We start from the raw sequence: 994 nt of genomic DNA on the forward strand, positions 1-994 counted from the left end.
GACGATCTGCAGGCCGCGGTGAGCGCGTTGCGTGCCGCCTTCGAGACGGTGGCCGCCTGTGATGTCGACTTGCTGACCCGCCAGAATCTCGTGGCGGCCCTTGATGAGCTCGAAGCTCTGGGCTGCCAGCTGCCCGCGATGCGCCACCGCTTGCTGGCCCGCCTGCAGATCGAGGCCACGCCGCAGCAGATGGGTGCCAAATCGTGGAACGAGGTGTTGAGGGTGCGCTGGCGGCTCTCGACCAGCGAGGCCAACCGACGCCTGAGCGAGGCTGCCCTGCTGGCGCCGCGTCAGGCGTTGACCGGGCCGTCGCTGCCACCGGCGTTGCCCGCCACGGCTGTCGCGCAAGCTCATGGACTGATCAACGGCGAACATGTGGACGTCATCCGCAAGGCCGTTGACCGGTTGCCGGGATTCGTCGATGCGCCCACCCGCGAGCAGTTCGAGGTCGACCTGGTGCGCACCGCGGTCGGTGTCGGCCCCAAGGAACTCAAAGACAGCGCCGATCTAACGCTGTTCTTGCTCGATCAGGACGGACCCGAGCCCGATGACACCGAGCGCGCCCGCAAGCGCGGGCTCACCACGGCACAACAGCGCTCCGACGCGATGATTGACCTCCGCGGGACTCTGACACCCGAAGCGTGGGCGGTGTGGGAAGTGATTTTCGCCAAGTACGCGGCACCGGGGATGTGCAATCCCGACGATCCCCAACCCTGCACATCGGGCACTCCGACCCAAGCTCAGATCGACAACGACCACCGCAGTCTGGCCCAGCGCCAACACGACGCGATGATCGCCGTCGGGCGCATCGCCTTGATGAGCGGCGCGCTGGGTCAGCTCAACGGGCTGCCGGTCTCGCTCATCATCCGCACCACCTTGCGCGAATTGGAATCCCGCGCCGGAGTCGGCACCACCGGCGGCGGCACGCTCATGCCGATCGCCGACGTGATCCGACTGGCCGGCCACGCCAACCACTACCTGGCGGTGTTCGACG

At 67.5% G+C, this 994-nt stretch carries 1 protein-coding gene; it reads left to right on the forward strand.

Translation table 11 applies throughout. The features are described from left to right. A partial coding sequence (locus tag AU193_RS18660) for a DUF222 domain-containing protein (protein ID WP_156425286.1) occupies positions 1-994 on the forward strand: 994 nt, incomplete at both ends.

The organism is Mycobacterium sp. GA-1285 (genome assembly GCF_001499905.1).
Taxonomy (GTDB): Bacteria; Actinomycetota; Actinomycetes; order Mycobacteriales; family Mycobacteriaceae; genus Mycobacterium.